Here is a 22679-nt window from a genome sequence, read left to right on the forward strand (position 1 = left end):
TAGCCTGCTTTTTTTGTGTCTGAGCCACTATTGCTAAATAAGATACATAGCCAATAGCACTTAGGTAGAGCCCCTAAGGTTTCGCTTGCCAGCTGATCTTCTGTTGCTTAGCCAATACACCCGACAAGATACACAGCACACCGCCTAAACCTGCGTAACGAACAGCAGTTTGAGCTTGCTGCTCTACTTTTGGTTTTGCGTGGTAGGCAATGCCTAAACCTGCAGAGCCCATCATCACCAAGTCATTGGCACCATCACCAACGGCAACGGTATTATGTAGTTCCAATTCGTACTCTTCAGCCAACTCTACCAAGATATCCGCTTTGGTCTGCGCCGAAACAACATCGCCTAAGACTTCACCCGTCAACTTACCGTTGACGATCTCAAGCGTGTTTGATTGAGCATGGTCTAGATCAAGGGTATCTTTCAGGTAGTCAGAGAAGTAAGTAAAACCGCCTGATGCAATCGCCGTTTTCCAGCCAAGCTTATTTAGAGTATTCACCAGCCCGACCAAGTCTGGCATGAATGGCAATGACTGACGCACTTGCTCTAATATCGATTCATCCGCACCTTTCAGTGCTCCTACTCGCTGGCGTAGGCTCTGTTCAAAGTCGAGCTCGCCTTGCATTGCTCGTTCTGTGATTTCAGAGACTAACTCTCCCACTCCAGCTAGCTTGGCAATCTCATCGATGCATTCAATTTGAATCGCTGTGGAATCCATATCCATCACGATCAAACCTGGCTTAGATAAGTCTGGGACCTCGCTAAGGCAAGCATAATCAAGCTTTAGCGCTTGGAGGATTTCTTCGTGTGCTGGCGTTAGATTGCCTGACATCAAAGCCACTTCATAATGCCCAACCTTCCACGTATCGAGGATGGTGTTGTAAGTGCCAGTGAAAAAGTCGATGTCATCGAAAGATTGTGGAGATAGGTACTCACCAAACACAATCCAATTGGCCTTGGATTTAGCGAGTTGAGAAGCGAAACGAGTCTCGGGGAGTCGAGTTAATAATGTCGTATGCCTTTTTATCGGCAGATATTTCTGAGCGTCCATGTGTATAATTCCTAATTAACTATGCTAAACGTTAACCTATTGCAATTTGAAAACGCAAGTCTCAATATGTCTTAATCATAACATTTGTTTATTTCAGGCTTCGTGAAACATGAATGAATCATTGTTCTCAATACGTAACGCTTTACGAATGCTAGCCCTCATTTTGTTGGCTACCATGCTCGTTGTAACGATTAAAAATACGGTCGTGATCAGTAAAGGTAACGAGAAGATCCAAGCAAAACAGTTGGAAACTCTTACCAAGCTGCTTATCTCTCAGGCATCACTTTCAGCCAGCAAGATGATCACGCAACAAGACCAAGAGCGATTGCTTGATCTGACTAACCAGCTATCTCAAGACCGACTGGTGTTCGATACCACCATCTATGATGCAGAGGGTATTCGACTGGCTTCGAGCGAAAAAGCCCTCTCGGTACGTGAGGTTCTTGGCTTAGATACACCACTTTCAACAGCAAGTATCGGCAGACAACAGTTAGTTGAACCTATTTATTCTCCAGAGAAAACGATCATCGGCTTTATTCGAGTGACTTTTGAAACCGGTAAGATGACGGCGATTTCTGATCACCACTACCGCAAAAGTGATCGCTACATGATCGGTATGGTGTTGATGGGGTTTGTGAGTGGCGTGTTGTTCATCATGCTGATTCGCAGAAGACCAACTAAGTCTGGTGAGAACTTACTATTGAAAAATGTAAGCTCATAAACACACTAGGCTGACAATAAATACTAGACTCAGAATAAATACAGCAATCCAATAAAAAGCCCCGACGCTCAGGCAGCAACGGGGCTTTTTGTTATCTGTTAACTTATCAAGCTAAGACAAATCAAGATTATTCTTGGTCACCAAGCAACACTGAGTCTAGTGCGATAACCATCATGTCGTTGAAAGTCGTTTGACGTTCATCTGATGTCGTTTGCTCACCAGTCTTGATGTGGTCAGAAACAGTACAGATCGTTAGAGCTTTTGCGCCGTATTCAGCACATACACCATAGATGCCAGCCGCTTCCATCTCTACGCCAACAATGCCGTATTTGTCCATTACTTCGAACATCTCTGGATCTGGCGTGTAGAACAGCTCAGCCGAGAACAGGTTACCGACTTTTACGCCGACACCGAGAGCTTTGGCTGCATCTTCTGCCGCGCGCACCATTTTGTAATCCGCAATAGCCGCAAAGTCATGATCTTTAAAGCGAATACGGTTCACTTTAGAGTCAGTACATGCGCCCATGCCGATCACCACATCACGCACTTTGATATCTTCGCTCACTGCACCACAACTACCTACACGAATGATCTTCTTCACACCAAAGTCTTTGATCAGCTCAGTCGCGTAAATAGAACAAGATGGAATGCCCATACCGTGTCCCATTACCGAAACCTTACGACCTTTGTAAGTACCGGTGTAACCAAACATGTTGCGAACGTCGCACACTTGAACCACTTCTTCTAAGAAGGTTTCAGCGATGTATTTAGCACGTAGCGGGTCACCTGGCATTAAAACTACGTCAGCGAAATCACCCATTTCAGCATTAATATGTGGAGTAGCCATTGAAAATATCCTTAATCTCAAAACAAAAAAAGAAGAGAGAGGTTTCCCTCTCTCTTCGTTAACTATTATAGAAAGCTTGTACCGTGTCCCATTGGCGATGTACCAAAGTATGACGCTAAGCTTTGACCGATATCAGCGAACGTATCGCGACGGCCTAAAGAACCGGCTGGAACCTTCTGACCGTAAACAATCACAGGGATGTGCTCACGAGTATGGTCTGTACCTGGCCATGTCGGATCACAACCGTGGTCAGCCGTTAGGATAAGCACATCATCTTCTTTCATCATATCGATGATTTCATTGATGCGACCATCGAAGTACTCAAGTGCCGCTGCATAACCAGCAACATCACGGCGGTGGCCGTAAGCTGAGTCGAAATCAACGAAGTTAGTGAACACGATAGTGTTGTCGCCTGCTTCATTGATCGCTTCTTTGGTTGCTTCAAATAGCGCAGGAATACCTGTTGCTTTGGTTTTCTGAGTGATGCCACAACCCGCGTAGATATCAGAGATCTTGCCGATTGAGTGAACGTTACCGCCCTTCTCATCAACCAACTTCTGAAGAATGGTGGCTGCAGGTGGCTCAACAGAAAGATCACGACGGTTACCAGTACGTTCGAATTGACCTTTACCTGGGCCAATGAACGGACGAGCGATAACACGACCAATGTTGTAGTCTTCTAGCTCTTCACGAGCAATCTGACAAAGGTCTAATAGGTTTTGCAGGCCGAATGTCTCTTCGTGACAAGCGATCTGGAAAACAGAATCTGCAGAAGTATAGAAGATAGGCAAGCCAGTCTTCATATGCTCTTCACCTAGGTTATCTAGGATTTCCGTGCCAGATGAGTGGCAGTTACCTAAGAAACCAGACAGGCCTGCACGCTCAAGGATGCGGTCAGTCAGTTCTTTTGGAAAGCTGTTCTCTTTGTCGGTGAAGTAGCCCCAGTCAAACAGTACAGGAACACCCGCGATTTCCCAGTGACCTGATGGCGTGTCTTTACCAGAAGACAGCTCAGCAGCGTGACCGTAAGCGCCAATGATCTCAGCGTCTGCATCCATACCAGGAGCAAAGCGACCTGTAGACTCTTTGTGAGCCATCGCTAAACCTAGCTTAGACAGGTTTGGCAGCGTTAGTGGACCTTTACGATCCGCGTTGTCTGCAAGGCCTTGATCACAATGGTCAGCAATGTGACCCATTGTATCCGAACCTACATCGCCGAATGTGTCAGCATCCGCTGTTTCACCGATACCGAATGAATCTAAAACTAAAATAAATGCTCTTTTCATTTTCTTCACCAACTTATTGCTCTTTGCACCAGAACTCTGTTTATCGGTATACACGAGGTATACCGATACCTGTTATTTACACGTCTTCAGAACGAATCTGACGGTAAACATCTGGCGTTGCTGTATATTCTCCGCCCACAGTGATTGCATTTTGTAATGCTGTTGCAGCTTCTTGCCACTGTTGTTCGTTGCGAGCATGAATCATTGCTAATGGCTTATCTTCACTTGCTACTTCACCTAGGCGAATGAAGTGATCAAAACCGACGGCGTAATCAATGCTGTCAGTTGCTACGCGACGACCACCGCCCATACCAACCACAGCCATACCAATTGCACGAGTATCCATTGCTGATACCACACCGCTTTCTAGCGCGTACACTGGCTTAATAATGTCTGCTTTTTCTAGGTAGTTATCGTAGTTCGTTACGAAATCAGCTGGACCACCAAGACCCGCTACCATCTTACCAAAGCACTCTGCTGCTTTACCGTTATCCAGTACTGCCATCAGTTTTTCGCGCGCTTCGTCTGAATCTTTAGCTAGGTTACCCAGCACCAACATTTCAGCACACGATGCTAGCGTGATCTCTAACAAGCGTGGATTACGGTATTCGCCTGTTAAGAATTGAACCGCTTCACGAACTTCTACTGCGTTACCCGCTGAAGAAGCCAGTACTTGGTTCATGTCCGTTAGGATTGCTGTTGTTTTCGTACCCGCACCGTTTGCTACTGCAACGATAGACTTCGCTAGCTCTTCAGATGCTTCATAAGTCGGCATGAATGCGCCTGAACCTACTTTTACGTCCATAACTAGAGAATCAAGGCCAGCGGCCAGTTTCTTAGATAGGATTGAAGCCGTGATTAGCGAGATATTATCGACTGTTGCTGTGATATCGCGAGTCGCGTAAACACGCTTATCAGCAGGTGCTAGATCGCCTGTTTGACCGATGATCGCTACACCAGCATCTTTCGTTACTGCACCGAACACATCATTGGTTGGTGTAATGTTGTAGCCAGGGATAGATTCAAGCTTGTCTAGCGTACCGCCAGTGTGGCCTAAACCACGACCAGAGATCATTGGAACGAAACCGCCACATGCTGCCACCATAGGGCCAAGCATCAGAGAAGTTACGTCACCAACACCACCAGTAGAGTGTTTATCAACGATTGGGCCATCAAAGTTCATGTGGCTCCAGTCAATCACCATGCCTGAGTCACGCATTGCACACGTTAGTGCGATACGCTCTGGCATTGTCATTTCATTAAAGAAGATAGCCATTGCGAATGCTGCAATTTGGCCTTCAGAAACCGTGTTCTTAGCTACGCCTTGAATGAAGAAGTTAATCTCTTCAGCTGTTAGGACTTCACCGTCACGTTTTCTGCGAATAATTTCTTGAGGTAGATACATTAGTGCCTCCCAAACTCTAGTGAGTATGGTTTGTAGGGAAAGAGGTAATGTGGAGTGACTTAACGCCACTCCATCAAACAGACTAAATCTTGTTACACCCGATTGGGATATTAGTATGCTGCTGGATCAGCAGTCTGGTCTGTCACTTCTAATGTATTAAGAAGGTTAGTTAGTAGGCTTGAAGCACCAAAACGGTAGTGCATGTTGTCTGCCCACTCAGCGCCTAATAGCTCATCAGCCATTGCTAGGTATAGTGCTGCATCTTCAGCAGTACGTACGCCACCAGCTGGTTTGAAACCAACTGTTTTAGCAACGCCCATGTCACGAATAACTTCAAGCATCATGCGCGCGTACTCTGGAGTCGCGTTTACTGGCACTTTACCTGTTGAAGTTTTGATGAAGTCTGCACCTGCTTCGATACAGATTTGAGAAGCTTTCTTGATCAGTGCTTCTTCTTTCAGTTCACCTGTTTCGATGATCACTTTAAGCGTGATGTCACCACAAGCTGCTTTACACTGTTTAACTAGCTCAAAGCCAACTTCTTCGTTGCCAGCAATAAGAGCACGGTATGGGAATACTACGTCAACTTCGTCTGCGCCGTACGCTACCGCTGCTTTTGTTTCTGCAACAGCAATTTCGATGTCGTCATTACCATGAGGGAAGTTAGTTACAGTCGCAATGCGTACTTCTGGAGTACCTTGCTCACGCAACGCTTTCTTAGCTGCTGGGATAAAGCGAGGGTAAATACAGATTGCAGCGGTGTTGCCTACTGCAGTCTTCGCGTCATGACAAAGCGCCACTACTTTTTCTGTAGTGTCATCGTCATTTAGCGTAGTTAGGTCCATAAGTTTAAGTGCACGTAGAGCTGCTGCTTTTAAATCGCTCATTTCTATCTCCGATCAATATATTCAAATAGTTAACTACTTCGCCCTCCATCCAGTATAGATGGATATTTTAGTAATGCTCAGTAGCCACAAATGAACGGACTTGGTTCCCTGAAGACTTGATAACTTTCGCTACCAATTGCAATCCTTGTCACCGCACAGTACCAGTTTGGTCTATGGCACAACAAATCAGTCATGTTGTGTCTAACATCTATAGCGTATCGCTAATTTTGGCTTAATCCCAGAAGAATAACGTTCGAGTTGATTTCGAGGTTACTTTCTTGCCAACAGAGACATCCTATCCCTTTAGCTTATACATTATAGGTATCCATCAATAAATTGTAGTGCTCCTTAGAACGCAAACGGTTTGTATCTCAAAAAAACATTCTAGACCCATTATCGACTTCAAGCTGATGCTTATGCTCATCTCAAAGAATCACTAGACCTAAAAACAAAAAAGCCCCGCAGCAATTTCTTGCTACGGGGCGATATTATTATGGCGTCTATATATCGATTTCTAACTAATTAGAAAGACAGGAAGAAGCCAGCAATTGTTGCTGCCATCAGGTTAGATAGAGTACCAGCAATTACCGCTTTAACACCCATACGTGCGATGTCGTGGCGACGGCTTGGCGCAATACCACCTAGACCACCTAGAAGAATCGCAATTGAAGAAAGGTTTGCGAAACCACATAGTGCGAATGCGATGATAGCTTGAGTCTTCTCAGACATCACTTGACCAGTTGCTGCAACAACTTGAGCGTTTTCACCAACGTATGGTACGAAGTTTAGGTATGCAACGAATTCGTTAACAACTGTCTTCTGACCAATGAAAGAACCAGCGATAGTTGCTTCTTCCCATGGAACACCAATGATGAATGCTAGCGGTGCGAAGATCCAACCTAGAAGAAGTTCTAGAGTTAGGTTTTCCATACCGAACCAACCACCGATGCCACCTAGGATACCGTTGATTAGAGCAATTAGACCGATGAATGCTAGTAGCATTGCACCAACGTTAAGTGCTAGTTGTAGACCAACTGATGCGCCACCTGCTGCTGCGTCGATAACGTTAGCTGGTTTGTCATCGCCACCGTCCATTTCGTCAGCGATGTTGTCGTCTGGCGTATCTGTTTCAGGCTTGATGATTTTAGCGAATAGTAGACCACCAGGTGCTGCCATGAATGACGCTGCAACTAGGTACTCTAGAGGTACACCCATAGATGCGTAACCTGCTAGTACACCACCAGCTACAGAAGCCAAACCACCACACATTACTGCGAATAGTTCAGAGTTAGTCATTTTAGGAACAAATGGACGAACAACTAGAGGTGCTTCAGTTTGACCAACGAAGATGTTTGCTGCTGCAGACATAGACTCGGCGCGAGAAGTACCTAGAGCTTTCTGAAGACCACCACCAAGAACTTTGATTACAATTTGCATAACACCAATGTAGTAAAGTACAGAGATAAGTGCAGAGAAGAAAATCAGAGTTGGTAGTACTTGGAAAGCAAAGATGAAACCGATACCGTCAACTGAGAAGTTAACTAGGCTGCCGAATAGGAAACCAGTACCGTCTTTACCGTAGTCGATCACGTTTGCTACACCAGCAGAGAAACCTGCAAGTAGATCACGACCCCAAGGGATGTAAAGTACGAATGCACCAAGTGCGAATTGGATAGCGAAAGCGCCACCCACTGTTCTTAGATTAATAGCTTTGCGGTTGTCAGATAGTAGTACTGCGATTGCGATCAGTGCAACCATTCCGACTAGGCTCATAAACAGGCTCATAGTTTATGACTTCCTTATTAGTTATTTATTGGCGTGTTACAAAATGGGGCTATAAAGCGGAGGCAATTATACTCATGCGACCACTAATAAAGTAATGCCGTCCTCACACTTTCGTAGAAGATTCATGTACCATTCACACACAAATGTGACCCAAATCACAAGCTCAGTGCAATTTACGCAAACGATAAACAAAAACCTTCGATTTTATTCACATATACCGAATGCGCGATGGCTATTTTGCCAAATTTGCGCTGCAATCGATTGCTTTGGCTCTTTTCTAAGCAAAAAAAGTTCATTTAAGATCGTAACTAAATATTTGGAATGATTAACATTTCCTTGGTTTCCATACATGGGCATGTCCGGAGCATCCGTTTCCAATACCAGACATTCAAGGGGCAATTTTGCGATGGTTGTGCGTGTTTTTTGCGCTCTTGGGTAAGTTATCGTTCCACCGACGCCAATATAGAAACCGAGCTTGATCCACGCCAAAGCTTGCTGTTCACTCCCAGAAAAACCGTGAATCACACCACCTAAGGTGAACTTATGCTGCTTTATTAGCTCGATAAGTCGGTTGTAAGACTTCCTCTCATGGATGATTAAAGGCAGGTCAAACTCCTTGGCAAGTTCCATTTGCTGGATGAAAAAGCGCTCTTGTTTCTCCTGTTCCACATCCACAAAAAAGTCCAACCCACACTCACCAATGGCCACACACTGACGTGTTTTTGATGCGAGTAGTTGGTGAAGTTCTTCAAATTGCATCTCATCCGCTTGCTCTAAAAAGTAAGGATGAAAGCCTAATGCGTAGTAAACATTGGGGTGAGATTGAGCGATTTCATCGAGCTTCCTCCAGTTACTTTGGCCAATAGAAGGGATGATTAACTTCTCGACTTGAGCTTGCTTTGCTTCTTTAAGATAGCCATCAATACTTTGTTCAGGTGTAAAACCTTGCTCAAACGCCTCAAAATCCGCGTGGCAATGAGTATCAAACAGCGGAAAGTCACTTATTTGCTGTGTCATCTTCCCTACTCTCTGTTTGTTTCCCTTGAGGATCACGGCGATAAGCAACACAACTGCGCTTGTTTTCAGGCGTTAGCCCAAGCTCTTCACACCACTTATCATATCTTTTAACCCAAGTTTTTATCCAACCCAACATAACTGCCTCTAACCTCAGCCTTTAAACCTCAAATAAAACGCATTAAAAAACGCCTATTGCAGAACAATAGACGTTTTTGTTTAACTCTAATAGATCGCGGAGAAATTAGTGCTCGCGCGTCGCTCGGAATTGAACTTCAGGGAAACGTTCAGAAGCTAGGTTCAAGTTCACCATAGTTGGTGCGATGTAAGACAGGTTATCACCGCCATCTAGCGCTAGGTTAGATTGGTTCTTACGTTTGAATTCTTCAAGTTTCTTAGCGTCATCACATTCAACCCAACGAGCTGTTGCAACGTTAACACCTTCGTAGATAGCTTCTACGTTGTATTCCGCTTTCAAGCGCGCTACAACCACGTCGAACTGAAGGACACCAACCGCACCAACGATCAGGTCGTTGTTCTGCATAGGACGGAATACTTGTACTGCGCCCTCTTCTGAAAGCTGAACTAAGCCTTTTAGAAGTTGCTTCTGCTTAAGTGGATCGCGTAGGCGAATACGACGGAATAGCTCAGGTGCGAAGTTAGGAATACCAGCGAACTTAAGGCTCTCACCTTGAGTAAAGGTATCACCAATCTGGATAGTACCGTGGTTATGTAGGCCGATAATATCACCCGCGTATGCTTTTTCAGCACGTGCACGGTCGCCCGCCATGAAGGTTACCGCATCAGAGATACTTACACTCTTACCAGTACGAACATGGTTCATCTTCATACCTTGGTTGTAAGTACCCGACACGATACGCATGAATGCGATACGGTCACGGTGTTTAGGGTCCATGTTTGCTTGGATCTTAAAGACGAAACCAGAAAACTTCTCTTCTGTCGCTTCAACATCACGCTCGTTCGCTTGACGCGTTTGAGGAGCTGGAGCCCATTTCGTTAGACCATCAAGCATGTGGTCAACACCAAAGTTACCTAATGCAGTACCGAAGTAAACCGGCGTTAATTCACCCGCAAGAAACAGTTCGTGATCAAATTCAGGGCAAGCACCGATAACAAGCTCTAGTTCTTCACGTACGCTTTCCGCAAGATCAGCACCTACCGCTTCATCTAGCTCAGGGTTGTCCAAACCTTTAATGATGCGAACTTCTTGAATCTCATGACCGTGGCCAGATTCGTACAAGATCGTTTCGTCACGGTGAATATGGTAAACACCTTTAAACTCTTTACCACAACCGATTGGCCATGAGATTGGAGCACAGGCCATACCTAGCTCGCTTTCCACTTCATCAAGCACTTCCATCGGGTCACGAACATCACGGTCAAGTTTGTTCATAAACGTTACGATTGGAGTATCACGAAGACGTGTTACTTCCATCAGCTTACGAGTACGGTCTTCGACACCTTTAGCAGCATCGATAACCATCAAACAAGAATCAACCGCTGTTAGCGTACGGTACGTATCTTCCGAGAAATCTTCGTGTCCTGGAGTATCGAGTAGGTTTACTAGGCAATCATTGTATGGGAATTGCATTACCGACGTAGTTACCGAGATACCACGTTCTTTTTCCATCTCCATCCAGTCAGATTTAGCGTGCTGGTTAGAGCCACGGCCTTTTACGGTACCCGCTTTTTGAATCGCGTTTCCGAATAAAAGAACTTTTTCAGTAATCGTGGTTTTACCCGCATCCGGGTGAGAGATAATCGCAAACGTTCTACGTTTGCTCACTTCTTGTTGGAAAGACATAGTCGCCCTTTGCTGATCTAAAGCGTAAAAAGGGCAAGTAGATAATACTTGCCCTTGAATTCTGTGTGCGGATTATACAGAAAGCGTATCACTTTCTAAAGGGTCAGTTTACACCCTATTTTTTGGCTAATTTTGTGATTAGCTATCTAGTTAGCGAAAAGACGTAACATGACTAGCTAAAAGACATAAAAAGATAGCTCATAATGATGGCATCTTCGTTGCCTTGTTTAGTTGGATAGTAATTACGACGGCGATCAACTTCGTTGAAGCCTGCCTTTTCGTAAAGATTAAACGCGTTCACATTACTTTCGCGAACTTCCAGCCAAGCGCTTTCAGCATCAGCTTGTTCACATATATCAAGGAAATGTTCAGTTAGTGCCTTACCATAACCTTTGCCTTGCTTGCTTGGGTCTACCGCAATATTAAGCAGCGTCACTTCACCAACAATATTTTGAGCGAAGAAATAGCCCACCACTTGTCCATCAACTTCAAGGACATGATGACAAGCGCCTCGGCTATCAAGATCTCGGATCATATTTTCAGACCAAGGGTGAGAATGCGCGGCCTGCTCTATCTTCCAAATGGCGTCTAGGTGTTGTTGTGAAGTCGGTAAAAATTGATTAGTCATAAGCACAAATTTGTTGCCATAAGTCGCGGCGGTGTTGGTTGTTACCGTTAATGTCAGACAGTAATGGCGATTGAAGTGTTTTAGCCTTCAGCTCTTGAGCCGACTCACAACCCGCAAACCACACCCATTCAACATCACCAAGTTCGATAGAAGATAAGTGTTGAGGCTGAATATGTAAGGCTTGAGATAAGTCGAGTTTGATACTTTTGAGTACTCGCTCAAACATCACGGCGAGATCTTCCTGAGGTTTTTCAGGCGAAACCAACAGTAACTTGCAATCGCTCGAGAGCGGAGTCAATTCAGATTCATAACCTGCTAAACGCTCTGGGTGACTTAGTTCCCATTGGCTAATGCCCATCTCATGTAGGTATTGCGCGTGTGTTTGTGACATATCTAGCGGTAGTAACCTTAAGTTTATTGGAGCCAAAGTTTATTGAAACCAGAAGTTTGTTAGAACTAGTTTTGTGAAAGCTGCCTCTATTGAAAGAGCGCTTATTAGAGCAGGGCTGATACTAACAAAAAATAAAGGAGCATCAAGCTCCTTTATTTAGACTAAATCAGTTTGTATCTTGTTGCGTGATAAATCAGCTTATAAGTCGTTGAACTCAGGACTGTAAGCAATCTCACCAGAATGCCCTGCAAGCGCACCTTCAACTAACTCGATAGCTTGGAAAGCTCCTTCAGGTACATCCCAAGTGCAGCTCAAACCAAATTCACTCGCAGCCTTGAAACCAAAGCGACCGTAATAGGCAGGATCACCAAGCACGACACAGGCTGGGTAACCAAAATCAACCAAAGTAGAGAAAGCATCTTCAACCAGTGATTTTGCAATGCCTTGGTTGCGGAACTCTTCTTTCACAGCAAGTGGTGCAAGCCCCTGCCAGTTGTGATCGTCACCTTTAAGGGTAATTGGGCTAAACATCAGGTGACCAACCACCTCGCCTTCGTCAGAGCAAGCCACCAGCGATAGCGTTAAATGACTATTCTCACGCAAGCTCATAACCAAATTAGCTTCTGCATCCGTTTCAAAAACAGATTTCAATAGACGATCAATGACAAGTATATCTGCCGGTGCTTCAGTTCGAATAAGCATTCATTACCTCACTTTGTGTATCTGGGGATTGTACTCCCTTCTGCACAAAATCAGCTAATTGATTTAACAAAGTTTTCATAGGAGTCGGCAATAAGTCCAAATCTACGCTATCCATCAAGTTTTTGACCTCTAAACCGAGCTCTGTATCACCTTCAATAGACAGTCGACGTTGGAAGAAAAGCGTATCTGGGTCTTCTTTACGTCCCGCAATCAACACAAGATCGTTAAGATTGCCGCTAAAGCTTACATCTTCAACCACCTCTTTATCAGCTACAACCAGTTGCTCATTTTTGTAGCTAATACACCAACTTAACCCCATGTCTTTTATTGAGACTTTCAGCCATTTGTCTTCTAAAAACTCAAAGTCACCGTCCTCTAAAGCTTCCTTGAATACATTCTTAAGCGCCTCCAATAAGGCTCTTTTTTGTACTGTTTTAGGCAATAACTGGACTGGAGATCGCAAAATTGATGCGGCATTTTGAACTAGTTGAGTGCGAATCTTGTTTATCACGTGACTTATCCGTAACTTTGTCAATAATATGGAATGCATCATAGATGATGTTGAGATCTCAGTTACTGTTATGTATCAAATTAACTTCTGTTTGATACTCGACCTTTAATATCCTGAAAATCACAGTTATAGTAACTCAGGTAATGAGAATTACAGCGGATCGCTGCACTCACAGGTAAATATCGATAGCCACACAAAAAGTAATAAATATTTATCGATAGTGAATATTCAAGCTCTTGGAGAATTGGTAGTACTTTGATGCCTCCCCAACAACTACAACATTGGTTTACCCAGCTAACTGCAAATAGTCCGTTCTTTTTTGCAGTACTTGATGCTCAACATAACTATTTTATGGTGAATGAGCGTTACTGCGATATTGCTGGTTTGAGTCAAACAGAGCTTGCAGGCATGAATGATCGCCAAACATTGGGCGAACAGTTCTACCAACATCTCAAGCCTTACTATGAGCGTGCATTCAGTGGCGAAACGATTGAGGCCGAAGTCACCCTCAACGAAACAGACCTCGATACCAGCCTTCATTTCAGCCTATCTCCGCTTACCAATGGCAACAAAACCGACTACATCGTCTTTCACGCCTTCGACACATCAGAAAACCAAGTACTTGTCCGTTCTTTAGAAGAATCCGAAGCCAAATTCCACAAACTATCTCAACTACTTCCAGATGGATTACTGCTCGTTGAAAGTGACTACATCTTGTCATCTAACCCAGCAGCAGCGCGCTTGCTTGGCTTTAACTCAACCACAGAGTTAATTGGTGAAGAGTTGGGACGCCTATTTATCGATGAACAAACCAAAACAGTCTTCAATAATAACCTCAGCTCTATTATTTCTGAGTCTGGTTTGGTTTGCTTAACGGGTGCACGATGCGGCTTTGAACGTAAGGTTCAGCTCAACATCGACTCCACCACTGTTCTTGGAAGCAACACTCAGTTGGTGCTTATCCAAGACGCACAAGAAACCGCAAAACAATACACACCAGCAAACAGTGAAGATGCCTACATAGATGCACTGACCAAACTCTACAATCGAGTTGGGTTTACTAAGCGTCTTGAGCAGTTCATTCACAACGATACGCCGGTGGTGATGCTCTACTTAGACATTGATAACTTTAAAAATATCAATGACTCACTTGGTCATCACATCGGTGACAAGGTGATTAAAGAGGTCGCTTCGCGTCTTAAACGCTTACTGCCTCGTAAGGCCGTGATTGGACATTTAGGCGGGGATGAGTTTGGTATTATCCTTCCAGAACCTGAACATCAGCGAACACCTGAAATGCTCGCTGAAAAGATCATTTCCCTGATCAATCAACCCTTCGATCTTCACCACTTTAGCAAGCGCTTAGCCTGCTCTATTGGTAGTGTGAGCTTTCCTCAAGATGGTACTGATGCTCGTATCTTGCTGCAAAATGCAGACACAGCAATGTATGAAGCGAAAGATCGTGGTCGTAATCGTCTGATCAAGTTCAACGAACAGATGAATAAAGAAGCGCGTATGCGACTGTGGCTTGAGATAGAGCTCCAAAAAGCACTGCAACAAAATGGACTTGAGGTTTGGTATCAACCAAAAGTGAATGCCCGTGATTTCACCATCAACGGCGCTGAAGCTCTGGTACGTTGGAAGCATCCTGTCGAAGGTTATATCAGTCCTGCTGCGTTCATTCCTGTAGCGGAGCGAGCTGGTCTTATCGAACAACTTGGCCGAGTGGTAATGCGCGAAGTGTTTGCTACGGTTAAACGCTGGAAGATGCAAGGTATCCTTCCAGGTCGAGTGGCTATCAACCTTTCACCAGAACAGTTTGGTAACCCGAAACTGATTGATTACATGGAAAAGCTACTGCGTTCGACCGAGCTTGATCCAAGTGCGATTACGTTCGAGCTAACGGAAAGTGCGGTGATGAGTGATAGTGAACACACACTCCAAATGCTTAACGCCATCAAGAAACTTGGCTTTGCTCTCTCCATTGATGATTTTGGTACAGGTTACTCTTCACTGTCTTACCTTGCTCGCTTCCCAATTGATGAGCTTAAGATAGACCGTGCTTTCATCTCTGATATAGATACCCTACCAAAGCAAATCACCGTAATTGAAAACATCATCAACCTAGGTAAATCTCTCGATTTGACCGTGGTTGCTGAAGGTGTCGAAACCAGTGAGCAAGCGACTCTATTATCGAACCTCAACTGTAGTTCGATTCAAGGCTTCCACTTCTACCGTCCGCAACCAAAACAAGATGTCGAAGAGTTGTTTGCCCAAAACCGCCGTCATAAGAACTAATCAAGTACCTCATATTTAAACCAAGCCAACATGTAAAACGGTCACTCGTCAGTACCTCAAACGGAGTAAAAGCAGATTTATCCATCTAAACCTGCCTTACATCAATTCCGTCATTCACAATTCTTCATAAAATGCTCGCTTCAACTTAATTCTACTGGTAGTGAGCAAATGGAACTCTTATGCCCAGCGGGTAACTTACCTGCTTTGAAAACCGCTATTGATTGTGGTGCGGATGCTGTCTATATCGGATTCAAAGACGATACCAATGCCCGACACTTTGCAGGCCTAAACTTTGCGGGTAAAAAGCTCGATCGTGCTGTGCAGTATGTGCATGACCACAACAAGAAAATTCATGTTGCCCTAAATACGTTTGCTCACCCAAATGGCTTCGACCGTTGGACTAATGCCGTAGACAACGCCGCTGCTCTGGGTGTTGATGCGCTGATCATCGCAGACATCGCGGTGCTTGAGTACGCAGCAAATAAGTATCCAGATCTAGAACTGCACCTATCAGTGCAAGCATCTGCGACCAATGCGGCGGCTATCGACTTCTACCATAAAAACTTCAACGTTAAGCGTGTCGTACTACCGCGTGTGTTGTCGATTCATCAGGTCAAACAGCTTTCTCGTAACATCACTTCTGACGTTGACCTTGAAGTATTCGCTTTTGGTAGCTTGTGCATCATGGCAGAAGGCCGTTGTTACCTATCTTCATACATGACAGGCGAATCACCAAATACCGTTGGTGCTTGTTCTCCGGCGAAATACGTTCGCTGGCAAGAAACAGAAACTGGCCTCGAATCTCGCTTGAACGAAATCCTTATCGATAAATATGAAGCAGGTGAAAACGCAGGTTACCCAACGCTGTGTAAAGGCCGCTTTGAAGCAGATATCGATGGTGAACGTAAGCGCTATCACGCACTTGAAGAGCCAACCAGCCTCAACACGCTATCCATGTTGCCTGAGCTTTTCGCGGCGAACGTTGCCTCAGTGAAGATTGAAGGTCGCCAACGCAGCCCGGCTTATGTTGAACAAGTCACTCGTACGTGGCGTGCAGCTATCGATCGCTACTTAGCGAACCCAGAACAATACCAAGTGGAACAAGCTTGGAATGCGACACTGGCGAATGTATCTGAAGGTACACAAACCACGCTTGGCGCTTATCACCGTAAATGGCAATAGAGCCAAATGGAGAACTCAATGAAATACGCATTAGGCCCTCTACTTTATTTTTGGCCAAAACAAGACGTTGAAAGCTTCTATGAGCAAGCGAAATCAAGCTCTGCCGACATCATCTATCTAGGTGAAGCTGTGTGTTCAAAACGTCGTGAGATGAAAGCGAAACACTGGATGGACATTGCTAAAGAGCTGTCTGCTTCAGGTAAGCAAGTTGTCCTCTCGACCATGGCATTGCTCGAAGCACCAAGCGAAGTCAACATCATGAAGAAGTACATCGATAACGGTGACTTTGCGATCGAAGCCAATGATGTGTCTGCAATTCAACTGGCCAGCGAAAGCAAAGTACCTTTCGTGGTTGGCCCGGCAGTAAACACCTACAACGCACGCACCCTGAACCTATTCTTGAAACAAGGCATGACGCGTTGGTGTATGCCGGTTGAGCTTTCTCGCGAATGGCTAAGCAACGTAATGACCCAGTGCGAAGAGCTAAATATTCGTAACAAGTTCGAAGTTGAAGTGTTTAGCCATGGCTACCTGCCGCTTGCTTACTCAGCACGCTGCTTTACCGCTCGCGCTGAAAACAAAGCTAAAGACGATTGCGAAACCTGCTGTATCAAGTACCCAACAGGGCTACAAGTAGAAAGCCAAGAAGGCCAATCAGTCTTCAACCTTAACGGTATTCAGACGCAATCAGGCTACTGCTACAACCTAGTCAATGATTTACCGAACATGCACGACCTGGTTGATGTGGTTCGTTTAAGCCCTCTCGGTATCGATACCTTCTTTGAAATCAACAACTTCAGAGCAAACGAGCAAGGTCAAAAACCGATGAAGATTGAAAGCCGCCAATGTAATGGTTACTGGCATCAGCTTGCAGGTTTAGACGTTAAGAACATCTAGTTCCTCGCATTGAACTAACCAGCAACAGATACAAAAAAGGTCTAGCATTCGCTAGACCTTTTTAATTCGACTTAAGAAACAGACCTATGCCGTCGCTGTTTCCATCGGTGAGGCATCGAGCTTCTTTAAGTCTTTGTAGAGCATTACCATCACCACCACACTTAACGCGATGTTAGACAGTGGGTACGCAATCCAGATCCCCGGCACACCGTACAACTTAGGCATGATATACAGGAACGGCAGTTGGATTAGCATATTGCCTATCGTTACAAACATCGCCTTGCTGCCCTTGTTTACCGCTTGGTAATAAGCACCCGCTACCACTAAGAAACCGTCCAGCGCCAATGCAAACATGTGTAGTCGAATACCCAACACCGTGTACTCAACTAACTGAGGTTCGTCTGAGTTAAATACTGATACAAACTCCCGTGGGAACGCGTTCAGAAGTAGCACGAACGCCACACCAATCAATACTGAACTCATCATCGCTATCTTAAGTAACTTACGGATGTTCGCTTGGTTACGCGCACCATGGTTGTAGCTCACCAAAGGTTGCATGCCGTTGGCGATACCTTCAGCCGTGAGATAATAAACCGTCACGATATAGCCCAAAATCGCGTACGCACCAATCATCAACTGGTCGCCATATTGAGAGAACAACGCATTGTGAAGCGCCACCATCATCGAACCATAAGCGTACATAAAGAAGCTTGATGTACCAATGGCGAAGATTTGTGGAATCACATCCAGCTTCAATCTCAACTCATTCCAACGTAAACGTAGGTTTGCTCGACGCGAGAAGAAGTAAGCCAAGCCGAGAGCCGTTACTACAAACTGGGCAATCGCTGTTGCTAATGCTGCACCCATCAACTCCCAGCCATAGAGAGCGATAAACAGGTAATCGAGCACGATATTAATCACCGCACCAACGATCATCAGTATCGTCGCTAAGTTCGGACTGTCATCGTTACGCAGTAGAAACGGCATCGCGATCGAACCTAGCGTGAAGACACTAGCACCAATCAGAATGTGTAAGTACTGCAGACCAAGTTCATACACTCGCCCTTCAGCGCCCTGCCAAAGCAAGAAGTTATCAGCAAACAAGAACAGCAATGCAGAGACAATAGGCGTTATCGCTAACAACAAGGTTAAGCCCGTTGCTAAGATCTGCTTAGCGCCTTGAGTATCTTTTTCACCTTGGCGAATCGAGACAAGCGCACCTGTGCCCACACCCACCAACATACCAATACCAAGAATCGAACCAATCACAGGCCACGCAACATTGATACCTGCAAGTCCATCAGCCCCCACATAGCGGCCAATGAAGATGCCATCCACCACTTGGTACAGGCCATTAACCAACATGGCCGCCACGGTAGGGATTGTGTATCGCCAAAATTGACGACTAATTGAGTTACTCATTTCTTACTCTACTTTCATTTGTGAGTCGCATATCAACAAGATATGACTCGAAAAATTAGTTAACAAGGCTAACTAAATATCTAAATTATTTACTTTAAAGCTTTATTTAATAATAGGTTTAACTGCTGAGATTCTTGCTCAGACAAACGGCTTTCCAGTATCTGTGCCATGACCTGATAGATCTTACTTTCTTCTTCCAAGCCGACTTCCGCTTTGCTGGTCAGTACGACCAACTTAGACCTCGCATCTTCGAGCGAAGCTTTACGCTCAACGAGACCTTTTCTCTCTAACCTTTGAACCATAGTAGTTGCTGAAGGCTTGGTTACTTGCATTTCAATCGCCAGATCTGTCAATCGGATCGGTTCAGGAGAGGCTTGAATGACCTTCAAATAGTCATATTCATTGAAGCTCAATTGGCAAATAGGATCTTCATTTACCTGAGTGCGCCATATCTTAGAGGCGAAGCGCTCAATCTTTTCTAAATTCTGGTTCAGCATACTCACCTAATCAAAGAATAGCATTTAGTTAGCAAGGCTAACTATTTTAGTGTTGTTTAAATAAAAAGCAATCAAAACGAGATGAAGATCATAAAAAAGGAGCATAAAAAAACCGCTGACAGACAGCGGCTTTTCGGAATCAAAATGTGTTGCTTACTTAGCGTTGGCTTCTTCTTCGGCCTCAGCCAGCTTAACTTGCGCTAAGTGCTCAGCTTTAAGTGTGGTGAAGATACGGCTTAATTCTAAGAAAGAGTAACGATGTTCTACGTATTCATACACGTTAAAAGAAACCGCTAACTTGTACAAAGAGATAGCATTCGCGTAATCACCATTCATATGGTAACGCTTAGCAAGGTAGAAGTACGTCTCTGTTAGACGCTGCGCAAGTAACGTGTTGTCACGAGTACCGGTTAAGATCGCCTTGAAAGCCTGCTCTTCAGTAATGTCATCAAGCATAATCGCGACTAATACCCAACCCCACTGCTCATCACGGCTCTCGTAACGTTTTTGCAAATCAAGCTTAGCCTGCTCTGGCGTCAGCTCATGCTGAATGATGTACAACCACAGAGCGCGAAACGGATCGCTAGGATCGTCGGCATAGTGCTTCATCATCTCTTCATTGGCTAAGTCGTAACGCTCGCCATAGTAAAGCGCGATAGAGCGGTTCCTTTCTGCGTAAGAGTTTGCAGGATCAAGCTCTAACGTAGAATCAAAAGATTCATAAGCCGCATCAAACTCCCCTACCTGCGTAAAGTAAACACCCAAAAGATTGAAGATATCAGGTTGAGCAGGGTTCAATGAAAGAGATTGGTTGAAGTCGAGACGCGCGAGATCACGCAGGCCAACACTGTCGTAGTAGTTACCACGTTCAAACAGCATCTTAGCTCGAACTTCATCGTTCAAATCTGGGCGCTGTAATAACTGACTAAGACGTGCAATTTGAACTTCTTGCTGAACGCTTGGTTGCAGTGGCACAGCCATCGGTGGATAAACCCAACTTGAGGTGTTATCTGATGTTGTCGCACAACCTGTTAGTACAAGCAGTAAACACATACTCGCGGTTTGAAACCATTTCACAAATAATTACTCCTGTTATGACCGCAATAAAAAAGGGGAGCGATATGCTCCCCTTTATAACATGCTTTGTTGACGATAGGTTAGAAATCACTAAAAAGCGATATCACCATCGACACACTGAGAATTACTCAGCAGCAGGTGCTTCGCCTTCAGCTGGCGTTTCAACTGCTTCTTTCATGCTTAGACGTACACGGCCTTGACGGTCAATTTCAAGAACCTTAACAGGAACTTCTTGACCTTCAGTTAGGTAGTCAGACACTTTCTCAACGCGCTTGTCAGCGATTTGAGAGATGTGTACTAGACCATCTTTACCTGGAAGGATAGTAACGAATGCACCGAAGTCAGCTAGACGAGCAACTTTACCTTGGTAAATGCGGCCAACTTCAACTTCAGCTGTGATCTCTTCGATACGACGGATAGCTTCTTTAGCAGCTGCGCCTTCAGTAGCAGCAATCTTGATTGTGCCATCGTCTTCGATTTCGATTGTAGTACCAGTTTCTTCACAAAGAGCACGGATAACTGCGCCGCCTTTACCGATAACATCTTTGATCTTATCAGAGCTGATTTTCATTGTGTGGATACGTGGAGCGAATTCAGAGATATCTTCACGAGCACCAGAGATAGCTTCATCCATTACAGAAAGGATGTGCTTACGTGCACCTTGCGCTTGGTTAAGTGCAATTTGCATGATCTCTTTAGTGATACCTTCGATCTTGATGTCCATTTGAAGTGCAGTGATACCAGCGTTAGTACCTGCTACTTTAAAGTCCATGTCACCTAGGTGATCTTCGTCGCCAAGGATGTCAGAAAGAACAACGAAATCGTCGCCTTCTTTAACAAGACCCATTGCGATACCCGCAACAGAAGCTTTGATTGGAACACCAGCATCCATAAGAGCTAGAGATGTACCACATACAGAAGCCATTGAAGAAGAACCGTTAGATTCTGTGATTTCCGATACAACACGAACTGTGTATGGGAATTCTTCAACAGAAGGCATTACTGCTTGGATACCACGTTTAGCAAGCTTACCGTGACCAATTTCACGACGCTTAGGAGAACCAACGAAACCAGTTTCACCTACACAGTATGGAGGGAAGTTGTAGTGTAGAAGGAAGTTGTCTTTCTTCTCACCCATCAGGCTGTCGATGATTTGAGCATCACGTTGTGTGCCAAGCGTTGCAGTAACAAGTGCTTGAGTTTCACCACGAGTGAATAGAGAAGAACCGTGTGTACGTGGAAGAACACCAGTACGTACGTCTAGCGCACGAACCATGTCTTTTTCACGGCCATCGATACGTGGGTTGCCAGCGATGATGCGGCTACGTACTACGTTTTTCTCTAGAGAACCAAGCATGCCGCGGATTTCGCGCTCATCTAGGTTTTCGTCTTGTGCAATTAGAGCTTCAACAACGTCGTTCTTGATTACGCCAACTTGCTCGTAACGAGCCATTTTCTCAGTGATCTGGTACGCGTCAGATAGACGAGTTTCAGCAAGTTCAGCAACTTGAGCTTTAAGCTCAGTGTTAACTGCTGGTGCTTCCCAGTTCCAAGATGGAGTTGCAACTTCAGCAGCAAACTCGTTGATTGCTTTGATTACAACTTGTTGTTGGTCGTGACCGTAAACAACAGCTGAAAGCATTTCTTCTTCAGATAGGTTATCTGCTTCAGATTCAACCATAAGTACTGCGCCTTCTGTACCAGACACAACTAGGTCTAGTTTAGAGTTTTCAAGCTCAGTATTTGATGGGTTAAGAACAAGTTCGCCGTCGATGTGACCAACACGTGCAGCACCGATAGGACCATTGAATGGAGCACCAGAGATAGCAAGCGCAGCAGATGTTGCGATCATAGTGATCATGTCTGGGTTTACGTCAGGGTTGATAGAAACAACCGTAGCGATAACTTGAACTTCGTTTTTAAACGCACTTGGGAAAAGTGGACGAATTGGACGGTCAATCAGACGAGCTGTTAGTGTTTCGCCTTCAGATGGACGACCTTCACGCTTGAAGAAACCACCAGGGATTTTACCCGCAGCGTATGTACGCTCTTGGTAGTTTACTGTTAGTGGGAAGAAGTCTTGACCTGCAACTGCTTCTTTCTTAGCAACAACAGAAACGAATACTGAAGTATCGTCCATAGTCGCCATTACAGCAGCAGTAGCTTGACGTGCAATTACGCCCGTTTCTAGAGTAACGGTGTGGTTACCGTACTGGAACGATTTTACAACTGGTTTTTCAAACATTGTAT

21 protein-coding genes are annotated in these 22679 nt (G+C 44.8%); 4 read left to right on the plus strand and 17 right to left on the minus strand.

Annotated elements, in window-relative coordinates; all coding sequences use genetic code 11:
* Positions 1 to 73 precede the first annotated feature (73 nt).
* Entirely contained in the window at positions 74 to 1054 is a 981-nt protein-coding gene (gene serB / locus AB4486_RS04655) for a phosphoserine phosphatase (RefSeq protein ID WP_017058828.1), read from the minus strand.
* A 109-nt stretch (positions 1055 to 1163) separates the two neighbouring features.
* On the opposite strand from serB, the gene AB4486_RS04660 reads away from it, so the two are divergent.
* On the plus strand, positions 1164 to 1775 hold the full coding sequence (locus AB4486_RS04660) for a YtjB family periplasmic protein (protein ID WP_372102526.1): 612 nt from the start codon (positions 1164 to 1166) through the stop codon (positions 1773 to 1775).
* 127 nt (positions 1776 to 1902) lie between these two features.
* On the opposite strand, the gene deoD is transcribed toward AB4486_RS04660, so the two are convergent.
* The 12 genes from deoD to AB4486_RS04720 all read right to left on the minus strand — a co-directional run bounded on the left by deoD (position 1903) and on the right by AB4486_RS04720 (position 13056).
* Positions 1903 to 2622 (minus strand): purine-nucleoside phosphorylase, encoded by a 720-nt coding sequence (deoD, locus tag AB4486_RS04665; protein WP_017063285.1) that lies wholly within the window; start codon positions 2620 to 2622, stop codon positions 1903 to 1905.
* 65 nt (positions 2623 to 2687) lie between these two features.
* On the minus strand, positions 2688 to 3908 hold the full coding sequence (locus tag AB4486_RS04670; protein ID WP_372116589.1) for a phosphopentomutase: 1221 nt from the start codon (positions 3906 to 3908) through the stop codon (positions 2688 to 2690).
* Positions 3909 to 3984: 76 nt separating this feature from the next.
* Positions 3985 to 5313, minus strand: a complete 1329-nt coding sequence (gene deoA, locus AB4486_RS04675; protein WP_029405256.1) for a thymidine phosphorylase — start codon at positions 5311 to 5313, stop codon at positions 3985 to 3987.
* Between the two features lie 110 nt (positions 5314 to 5423).
* Positions 5424 to 6200: a deoxyribose-phosphate aldolase gene (gene deoC / locus AB4486_RS04680; protein ID WP_010436196.1), complete on the minus strand. Its 777-nt coding sequence runs from the start codon at positions 6198 to 6200 to the stop codon at positions 5424 to 5426.
* Between the two features lie 522 nt (positions 6201 to 6722).
* A complete protein-coding gene (locus AB4486_RS04685) occupies positions 6723 to 7985 on the minus strand; it encodes a NupC/NupG family nucleoside CNT transporter (protein WP_017058833.1) in 1263 nt (420 codons plus the stop codon).
* A gap of 204 nt (positions 7986 to 8189) precedes the next feature.
* A complete protein-coding gene (locus AB4486_RS04690) occupies positions 8190 to 9002 on the minus strand; it encodes a TatD family hydrolase (protein ID WP_372109941.1) in 813 nt (270 codons plus the stop codon).
* On the minus strand, positions 8983 to 9138 hold the full coding sequence (locus AB4486_RS04695; protein WP_157938685.1) for a DUF5363 family protein: 156 nt from the start codon (positions 9136 to 9138) through the stop codon (positions 8983 to 8985). Before AB4486_RS04695 ends, AB4486_RS04690 begins: the two co-directional genes overlap by 20 nt.
* 105 nt (positions 9139 to 9243) lie before the next feature.
* Positions 9244 to 10824, minus strand: coding sequence for a peptide chain release factor 3 (gene prfC, locus AB4486_RS04700; RefSeq protein WP_017059244.1), 1581 nt, complete (start codon positions 10822 to 10824; stop codon positions 9244 to 9246).
* 172 nt (positions 10825 to 10996) lie between these two features.
* A complete protein-coding gene (gene rimI / locus AB4486_RS04705) occupies positions 10997 to 11452 on the minus strand; it encodes a ribosomal protein S18-alanine N-acetyltransferase (RefSeq protein WP_017059243.1) in 456 nt (151 codons plus the stop codon).
* Positions 11445 to 11843: a DNA polymerase III subunit psi gene (locus AB4486_RS04710; protein WP_372050872.1), complete on the minus strand. Its 399-nt coding sequence runs from the start codon at positions 11841 to 11843 to the stop codon at positions 11445 to 11447. Before AB4486_RS04710 ends, rimI begins: the two co-directional genes overlap by 8 nt.
* Positions 11844 to 12041: 198 nt before the next feature.
* On the minus strand, positions 12042 to 12545 hold the full coding sequence (locus tag AB4486_RS04715; protein WP_017059241.1) for a GNAT family N-acetyltransferase: 504 nt from the start codon (positions 12543 to 12545) through the stop codon (positions 12042 to 12044).
* On the minus strand, positions 12529 to 13056 hold the full coding sequence (locus tag AB4486_RS04720) for an SCP2 domain-containing protein (RefSeq protein WP_029235120.1): 528 nt from the start codon (positions 13054 to 13056) through the stop codon (positions 12529 to 12531). Before AB4486_RS04720 ends, AB4486_RS04715 begins: the two co-directional genes overlap by 17 nt.
* 258 nt (positions 13057 to 13314) lie before the next feature.
* Here AB4486_RS04720 and AB4486_RS04725 point away from each other — a divergent pair, with 258 nt between their 5' ends.
* From AB4486_RS04725 to AB4486_RS04740, 3 genes are all read left to right on the plus strand, one after another.
* Positions 13315 to 15354: a bifunctional diguanylate cyclase/phosphodiesterase gene (locus AB4486_RS04725; protein ID WP_017068226.1), complete on the plus strand. Its 2040-nt coding sequence runs from the start codon at positions 13315 to 13317 to the stop codon at positions 15352 to 15354.
* A gap of 168 nt (positions 15355 to 15522) precedes the next feature.
* A complete protein-coding gene (locus AB4486_RS04735; protein WP_017059238.1) occupies positions 15523 to 16536 on the plus strand; it encodes a peptidase U32 family protein in 1014 nt (337 codons plus the stop codon).
* An 18-nt stretch (positions 16537 to 16554) separates the two neighbouring features.
* A complete protein-coding gene (locus tag AB4486_RS04740; RefSeq protein ID WP_372116592.1) occupies positions 16555 to 17433 on the plus strand; it encodes a U32 family peptidase in 879 nt (292 codons plus the stop codon).
* Positions 17434 to 17517: 84 nt separating this feature from the next.
* Here AB4486_RS04740 and AB4486_RS04745 read toward each other — a convergent pair whose 3' ends face one another.
* The 4 genes from AB4486_RS04745 to pnp all read right to left on the minus strand — a co-directional run bounded on the left by AB4486_RS04745 (position 17518) and on the right by pnp (position 22674).
* The gene (locus AB4486_RS04745; protein WP_050633591.1) at positions 17518 to 18855 is read right to left on the minus strand and encodes an MATE family efflux transporter; all 1338 of its coding nucleotides are present in this window, start codon (positions 18853 to 18855) and stop codon (positions 17518 to 17520) included.
* A gap of 89 nt (positions 18856 to 18944) precedes the next feature.
* On the minus strand, positions 18945 to 19352 hold the full coding sequence (locus AB4486_RS04750) for a MarR family winged helix-turn-helix transcriptional regulator (RefSeq protein WP_017056675.1): 408 nt from the start codon (positions 19350 to 19352) through the stop codon (positions 18945 to 18947).
* A 153-nt stretch (positions 19353 to 19505) separates the two neighbouring features.
* A complete protein-coding gene (gene nlpI, locus AB4486_RS04755; RefSeq protein WP_017059235.1) occupies positions 19506 to 20429 on the minus strand; it encodes a lipoprotein NlpI in 924 nt (307 codons plus the stop codon).
* A gap of 124 nt (positions 20430 to 20553) precedes the next feature.
* The gene (gene pnp, locus AB4486_RS04760; protein ID WP_017059234.1) at positions 20554 to 22674 is read right to left on the minus strand and encodes a polyribonucleotide nucleotidyltransferase; all 2121 of its coding nucleotides are present in this window, start codon (positions 22672 to 22674) and stop codon (positions 20554 to 20556) included.
* Positions 22675 to 22679: the final 5 nt, after the last annotated feature.

It is taken from the genome of Vibrio sp. 10N.222.55.C6 (assembly GCF_041473395.1).
Taxonomy (GTDB): Bacteria; Pseudomonadota; Gammaproteobacteria; order Enterobacterales; family Vibrionaceae; genus Vibrio; species Vibrio crassostreae_C.

Excerpts from the sequence above, each read along its gene's own strand:
- AB4486_RS04685 (WP_017058833.1), bottom strand. The coding sequence starts at position 7,985 with ATGAGCCTGTTTATGAGCCTAGTCGGAATGGTTGCACTGATCGCAATC.
- serB (WP_017058828.1), bottom strand. The coding sequence starts at position 1,054 with ATGGACGCTCAGAAATATCTGCCGATAAAAAGGCATACGACATTATTA.
- AB4486_RS04690 (WP_372109941.1), bottom strand. The coding sequence starts at position 9,002 with ATGACACAGCAAATAAGTGACTTTCCGCTGTTTGATACTCATTGCCAC.
- AB4486_RS04710 (WP_372050872.1), bottom strand. The coding sequence starts at position 11,843 with ATGTCACAAACACACGCGCAATACCTACATGAGATGGGCATTAGCCAA.
- AB4486_RS04695 (WP_157938685.1), bottom strand. The coding sequence starts at position 9,138 with ATGTTGGGTTGGATAAAAACTTGGGTTAAAAGATATGATAAGTGGTGT.
- AB4486_RS04670 (WP_372116589.1), bottom strand. The coding sequence starts at position 3,908 with ATGAAAAGAGCATTTATTTTAGTTTTAGATTCATTCGGTATCGGTGAA.
- deoD (WP_017063285.1), bottom strand. The coding sequence starts at position 2,622 with ATGGCTACTCCACATATTAATGCTGAAATGGGTGATTTCGCTGACGTA.
- deoC (WP_010436196.1), bottom strand. The coding sequence starts at position 6,200 with ATGAGCGATTTAAAAGCAGCAGCTCTACGTGCACTTAAACTTATGGAC.
- AB4486_RS04660 (WP_372102526.1), top strand. The coding sequence starts at position 1,164 with ATGAATGAATCATTGTTCTCAATACGTAACGCTTTACGAATGCTAGCC.
- AB4486_RS04740 (WP_372116592.1), top strand. The coding sequence starts at position 16,555 with ATGAAATACGCATTAGGCCCTCTACTTTATTTTTGGCCAAAACAAGAC.
- deoA (WP_029405256.1), bottom strand. The coding sequence starts at position 5,313 with ATGTATCTACCTCAAGAAATTATTCGCAGAAAACGTGACGGTGAAGTC.
- pnp (WP_017059234.1), bottom strand. The coding sequence starts at position 22,674 with ATGTTTGAAAAACCAGTTGTAAAATCGTTCCAGTACGGTAACCACACC.
- prfC (WP_017059244.1), bottom strand. The coding sequence starts at position 10,824 with ATGTCTTTCCAACAAGAAGTGAGCAAACGTAGAACGTTTGCGATTATC.
- AB4486_RS04735 (WP_017059238.1), top strand. The coding sequence starts at position 15,523 with ATGGAACTCTTATGCCCAGCGGGTAACTTACCTGCTTTGAAAACCGCT.
- AB4486_RS04725 (WP_017068226.1), top strand. The coding sequence starts at position 13,315 with ATGCCTCCCCAACAACTACAACATTGGTTTACCCAGCTAACTGCAAAT.
- AB4486_RS04745 (WP_050633591.1), bottom strand. The coding sequence starts at position 18,855 with ATGAGTAACTCAATTAGTCGTCAATTTTGGCGATACACAATCCCTACC.
- AB4486_RS04715 (WP_017059241.1), bottom strand. The coding sequence starts at position 12,545 with ATGCTTATTCGAACTGAAGCACCGGCAGATATACTTGTCATTGATCGT.
- AB4486_RS04750 (WP_017056675.1), bottom strand. The coding sequence starts at position 19,352 with ATGCTGAACCAGAATTTAGAAAAGATTGAGCGCTTCGCCTCTAAGATA.
- rimI (WP_017059243.1), bottom strand. The coding sequence starts at position 11,452 with ATGACTAATCAATTTTTACCGACTTCACAACAACACCTAGACGCCATT.